Origin of the sequence: Caballeronia sp. AZ10_KS36, from assembly GCF_023631105.1 — a bacterium.
Lineage (GTDB): Bacteria > Pseudomonadota > Gammaproteobacteria > Burkholderiales > Burkholderiaceae > Caballeronia.
The window spans coordinates 1-5,846 of record NZ_JALQDQ010000030.1 but is presented as its reverse complement, the minus strand read 5'-3'; the positions used below and the strand labels follow the sequence as shown (position 1 = coordinate 5,846).

At 61.2% G+C, this 5,846-nt stretch carries 6 protein-coding genes; 3 read left to right on the top strand and 3 right to left on the bottom strand.

Annotated elements, in window-relative coordinates; translation table 11 throughout:
* From NCR35_RS19625 to NCR35_RS19615, 3 genes are all read left to right on the top strand, one after another.
* The coding region (locus tag NCR35_RS19625) for a thiamine pyrophosphate-requiring protein (RefSeq protein ID WP_250535757.1) at positions 1-1,239 on the top strand (1,239 nt) is incomplete at its 5' end.
* Between the two features lie 13 nt (positions 1,240-1,252).
* The gene (locus NCR35_RS19620; RefSeq protein WP_250535756.1) at positions 1,253-1,399 is read left to right on the top strand and encodes a hypothetical protein; all 147 of its coding nucleotides are present in this window, start codon (positions 1,253-1,255) and stop codon (positions 1,397-1,399) included.
* A gap of 24 nt (positions 1,400-1,423) precedes the next feature.
* Complete coding sequence (locus NCR35_RS19615) at positions 1,424-3,703, top strand: FdhF/YdeP family oxidoreductase (protein WP_250535755.1); 2,280 nt, start codon at positions 1,424-1,426, stop codon at positions 3,701-3,703.
* A gap of 46 nt (positions 3,704-3,749) precedes the next feature.
* Here NCR35_RS19615 and NCR35_RS19610 read toward each other — a convergent pair whose 3' ends face one another.
* The 3 genes from NCR35_RS19610 to NCR35_RS19600 form a co-directional block, all read right to left on the bottom strand.
* Complete coding sequence (locus NCR35_RS19610) at positions 3,750-5,042, bottom strand: c-type cytochrome (RefSeq protein ID WP_502801705.1); 1,293 nt, start codon at positions 5,040-5,042, stop codon at positions 3,750-3,752.
* A 43-nt stretch (positions 5,043-5,085) separates the two neighbouring features.
* Positions 5,086-5,553, bottom strand: coding sequence for a hypothetical protein (locus tag NCR35_RS19605; RefSeq protein ID WP_250535753.1), 468 nt, complete (start codon positions 5,551-5,553; stop codon positions 5,086-5,088).
* On the bottom strand, positions 5,553-5,846 hold a 294-nt coding region (locus NCR35_RS19600), incomplete at its 5' end, for a cytochrome c oxidase subunit 3 (protein WP_250535752.1). The genes NCR35_RS19600 and NCR35_RS19605, both read right to left, overlap by 1 nt.

Below are 5,846 nucleotides of genomic sequence, written 5' to 3'. Positions count from 1 at the left end.
CGCGCGCCGAAAACGGTGCCCTACGCCGACGATCTGCAACGCGCCGCCGACGTCCTCAACGCGGGCAAGAAGGTCGCGATTCTTGTGGGCGCAGGCGCGCTGCAAGCCACGGACGAAGTCATCGCCGTCGCCGAAAAGCTCGGCGCGGGCGTCGCGAAGGCGCTGCTCGGCAAGGCCGCGCTGCCTGACGATCTGCCGTTCGTGACCGGCTCAATCGGTCTGCTCGGCACCGAGCCGAGCTACAAGATGATGACCGAATGCGACACGCTCTTCATGATCGGCTCGGGCTTTCCGTATTCCGAGTTCCTGCCCAAGGAAGGCGCGGCGCGCGGCGTGCAGATCGACCTGAAGGCGGACATGCTCTCCAACCGCTATCCGATGGAAGTGAACCTCGTCGGCGATAGCGCCGAAACGCTGCGTGCGCTCTTGCCGATGCTCCAACAAAAGACGGATCGCGCATGGCGCGAAAGCATCGAAGGCTGGATGGCCGATTGGTGGAAGAAGCTCGAAAAGCGCGCGCTGGAGCCGGCTACGACAGGCGTGAATCCGCAACGCACTGTGTGGGAACTGTCGCCGCGCGTGCCCACCAATGCCATCGTCACAAGTGATTCGGGCTCCTGTGCAAACTGGTATGCGCGTGACTTGAAGGTGAAGCGCGGCATGATGTGCTCGCTGTCAGGCGGCCTGGCTTCGATGGGCGCGGCGGTGCCGTATGCGATCGCGGCGAAGTTCGCGCATCCGGAGCGGCCCGTGATCGCGCTCGTCGGCGATGGCGCCATGCAGATGAGCAACATGGCCGAGCTCATCACCGTCGCGAAGTACTGGAAGCAGTGGTCCGATCCGCGCTGGATCTGCATGGTGCTCAACAACGAAGACCTGAATCAGGTCACGTGGGAGCAACGCGTGATGAACGGCGACCCGAAGTTCGAAGCGTCGCAGAACATTCCGTCGGTGCCGTATCACCGCTTCGCGGAGCTGATCGGCTTGCGCGGCTTCTATGTGGACGACGCCGAGCGCATGGCCGCCGTATGGGACGAGGCGTTGGCATCGGACCGGCCTGTCGTGATCGAAGTGAAGGCGGACCCGAACATCGCGCCGCTGCCGCCGCACATCACGCTGCAACAGGCGAAGGCGTTCGCGACGACGCTCTTCGAAGGCGATCCGAACGAACGCAGCATCATCGTCGATACGGCGAAGCAGGTGTTGGGCGCGGTGCTGCCGGGGCATAAGAACGATTAGAGGGGGTCGCGCGATGCATCGCACTGCAGGCGTTCGAGCACGCGCCTATACCATCACGCTCGAAACAGAGCAGATCTTCCTGAACGATGTAAATGCCGACGATTACGAACGGCTTGCGCGGACCGAATGCGGAACGCAGCTTGCTTATGTCACGACGTGATATTGGTCCCCCGGGAGCGCACAGATGAGCAAAGAAGCCAAGAACCCATCGTATCCTTTCGCTTCTGGCGGATGGGGATCAATGAAAGCGGTCGCCACGATCCTCATGCAGGAGAAAGTGCCGATAAAGGACAGCGCCATCCTGCTCAAGCAGAACAAGCCCGACGGCTTCATGTGCGTGAGCTGCTCGTGGGCCAAGCCCGCGGACCCGCATACGTTCGAATTCTGCGAAAGCGGCGCGAAGGCCACCGCCTGGGATACGACCGCGAAGCGAATGACGCCCGAGTTCTTCGAACTGCACACCGTTAAGCAATTGCTCAACTGGCACGATCACGATCTCGAAGAAGCAGGACGTCTGACTGCGCCCATGCGCTACGACGCAGCCACGGACAAGTACGTGGAAGTCACCTGGCAGCAGGCGTTCGACGAGATCGGTAAAGAGTTGAACGCGATGGACCCGGAGACTGTCGTCTTCTATGCGTCCGGACGCGCCTCGCTCGAAACGGCGTACATGTACCAGCTTTTCGCGCGCATGTACGGCGGCAACAATCTTCCGGACAGCTCGAACATGTGTCACGAGAGTTCGAGCGTTGGTCTGAAGGAAGCGATCGGCGTCGGCGTCGGGACCATCACACTCGAAGACTTCGAGAAAACGGATCTCATGTTCTTCTTCGGCCAGAACGTCGGCACGAATAGCCCGCGCATGTTGCACCAGTTGCAGGATGCGCGCAAACGCGGCGTACCGATCATCACGTTCAATCCGCTTCGCGAGCCGGGTCTCGTGTCGTTCGCCAATCCGCAGTCGCCTGTCGACATGCTGACGCCGAAGGAAACGCAGATCAGCACGCAATATCATCAGTTGAAGACCGGCGGCGATACGGCTGCCATTCTCGGCATCTGCAAGGCGGTGATCGAAGCCGACGACCGCGCACAGGCCGAAGGCACGGAACGCATGATCGATGTCGCGTTCATCGAGGAACACACGACCGGCTTCGAAGAGTTCGCGGCCTGCGCGCGTCAGACCGAATGGAGCGAGATCGAGCAGATTAGCGGCCTGCCGCGCTCGGCGCTTCTCGAAGCGGCCAATGAGTACATGAAAGCCAAGGCCGTGATGGCGCACTACGGCATGGGACTCACGCAGCACAGGCTCGGCGTGCAGAACGTGCGCATGCTCTGCAACCTGCTCTTTCTGCGCGGCAACGTCGGCAAGCCCGGCGCGGGGCCTTCGCCGATACGCGGCCATTCGAACGTGCAGGGGCAGCGCACGGTCGGCATAACGGAAAAGCCTGAACTCGCGCCGCTCGATCAGCTCGCGAAGCAGTTTTCCTTCGAGCCGCCGCGAAAGAAAGGCATGAACACCGTCGAAGCATTCGAGGCGATGGTGAAAGGCAAAGTGAAGGCGGTCTTCAATCTCGGCGGGAACCTCGTGCGTTCGGTGCCGGACAGATTGCAGACGGAGCCCGCGTGGTCGAGCCTGCGCCTCACGATCAACGTGGCTACCAAGCTCAACCGCAGTCACCTCGTGCATGGTGAGATATCGTATGTGCTCCCTTGTCTGAGCCGCATCGAGTTTCATCGCACGCGTCTGGGCGATCAGGCAGTCTCGATGGAAGACAGCACGGGCTGCATGCACGGTTCCAAGGGCGTGACCGAGCCGGCAAGCGAGAAAGCGCGAGCCGAGCAATTCATCGTCGCGGGCATCGCCAAGGCGACGCTCGGCTCGCGTTCCACAGTCGATTGGGACGCGTGGAGCGACGACTATTCGCTCGTCAGGAACGAGATTGCGACCACGTATCCCGAGACGTTCCATGACTTCAACGAACGCATGTGGGAGCCGGGCGGCTTTCATCGGCCGCTGCCTGCTTGCGAACGCGTGTGGCAAACGAAGTCGGGCAAAGCCGAATTCATGACGCCCAACTCGCTCGCCGAGGACCCCGACATGCCGGAGAAGACGCCGGAAGCACTGCGGCTCATGACCTTGCGCAGCGACAGCCAGTTCAACACGACGATCTACAACCTCGACGACCGGTTCCGAGGCGTGAAAGGTTCGCGCATGGTCATCCTGATGAACGAGGCCGATATTGCCAAGCATCATCTGAAGGAAGGCCAGGAGATCACCTTGCAGACCGTTGCAGACGACGGTATCGACCGCCGGCTTTCCGGGCTGAAGATCAAGGCATATGCGATTCCCGAAGGCTGCATCGGCGGCTATTACCCCGAGTGCAATGTGTTGCTGCCGCTATGGCATTACGCCGAGGAGAGCAAGGTGCCGGGGGCTAAGTCGATTCCGGTGCGTATAGTGTGATTTTAGGTTTGATTCAGGCGTCGCTTATCTGAGCGACGCGCGGGATTCATTGATGAATCTTCGAGCGAAGGCGCTCGACCTCGCGGTCCGAGACCGGCGCCGCATGATTGCCCCATGTGCCACGAATGAAAGTGACGACCTGTGCGATCTGCGCGGTCGTCAGTTGACCGTGGAAGCCCGGCATCTTCTGCGGCGCAGGCCCTGTCTCCGTCTCCGGGCTCTTGCTGCCCTCGATCACGATGCGCATGACCGATGTCGGATCTTCCGCCAGCACGAGCGGGTTGCCGGCGAGCGCGGCGACCTTGCCCGGCTGCCCCTTGCCGTCCGCCTGATGACAGCGCGCGCAAAACGACAGGTAGATGCCCGCGCCGGGACGCTCTACTTCGCCGGTCTGAATGCTGCGCGCCGTCTGCACCTTGGCGTGCTCGTTGTTGTCGTAGCTGCCGTACGTACGCTCAGGAGGCAATGACTTGAGATAAGTGGCGATGGCATGCAGATCGGCATCGGTCATGTATTGCGTGCTGTCACCGATGACCGGCGCCATGGCCCCGAACGCGATTGCGCCTGCGCCATGACCTGTATGCAGAAAGTCGACGATGTCCTGCTCGGTCCAGCGTCCTAGTCCGCTGCCCGGATCGCCGGTGAGGTTAGGTGCAAGCCAGTGATCGTTGACGCCGCTCGTGAGATACCAAGGCGACTTCTCACTGTAGCCAAGCTCGTTGTAGGCGGGACCGCGCGGCGTATGGCATGCGCCGCAATGCCCAAGACCTTGCACCAGGTACGCGCCGCGATTCCATTGCGCGCTGCGCTTCGGATCGGGCTGATATTCATCGCGATTGCCGAATGCGAGGCTCCAGAACAACATGCCCCACCGCTGATTGAACGGAAAAGGCAGATGCGTTTCCGGCGCGCGCTTCGCGCTCGGCTTCACGCCATGCATCAGATACGCATAGAGCGCGGTCACGTCGTCATCCGTCATGTTCGCGAGCGACGGATACGGCATGGCCGGATAAAGCCGCTTGCCGTCGCGGCGCTTGCCATAGCGTATTGCGTCCGAGAACTCCTTCAGCGTATAGCGTCCGATACCGAGAGTCGGGTCCGGCGTGATGTTGCTCGAATAGATCGGACCGAACGGTGAGTTCACCGGCATGCCACCGGCAAGCGGCGTGTGATCGGCCGCGTCGTGACACGCGCTGCAATCGCCCGCTTTGGCAAGGTATTCGCCGCGGGCGATCAATTGCGGCGAGCTGGTCATCGGCGACTGCGCCGTGACGTTGTCGGGAAGATTGTCGTTCGCGCGGCCACTGCATGCGCCCAGGGTGGCGAGCACGACTGGCATCAGTGCAGCGGCGATGTGGTTTTTCAAACTCGTCGCGTTCATTTCAATGCCATTGATTGCAGGAGTCGAGGAACACTTCGGCCAGAATGGTGAAGACCAACGCGAGGACGAAAAGACAGCCGATCAACGCACTGCACAGCGCAATGAAGCGCTTGCGGGCCAACTCTTCTTGCAACCGCGAAGGCTTATCCGACGAAGAATCGCTCGCTTTGGCCTGCTGCTCCTTCTTCTGCAGGAAGCGAAAGCCGTAGACCGCCATGCTTGCGCAAACGAGCGACACGATCACGGCCGCAGCCGACGTGCCGTACAGCCACGCATGAAAGTGCCTGAAAACCGGCTCCGCCCGCCGAATCGACTCGGCGTAGCAGGCCTGCGCCGAGATCGTCTCGGAGATCATCACTTGCAGCAGCCACGCGCCAGGCGAGAGAAAAAAGCCCGCGCACGCGCACAACGCGAGACGTCGCTTCTCTTCTTTCGTCAGATGCTGCTCGGGCAGAGCGGACGTTGGCATCAGTGACCCCGCATCCAGAAAGGCGTCACGTAAAGCGACGTGAAGATGAAGAGCCACACCACGTCGACGAAGTGCCAGTACAGACCACCGATACGCATCGGTGCATTGCGTTCCTCGTCGAAATAGCCGAGCGCGATCCACACAGCGAGCAACACGAGAATCACGATGCCGACCATGACGTGCGCCATGTGAAAGCCGGTGATCGTGAAGTACAGCGAGCCATAGAGATGCGCCGTGATGCCGTAAGGATGGTCGTGCCATTCCTTCAACTGCATGCCGGAGAAGACGCAGCC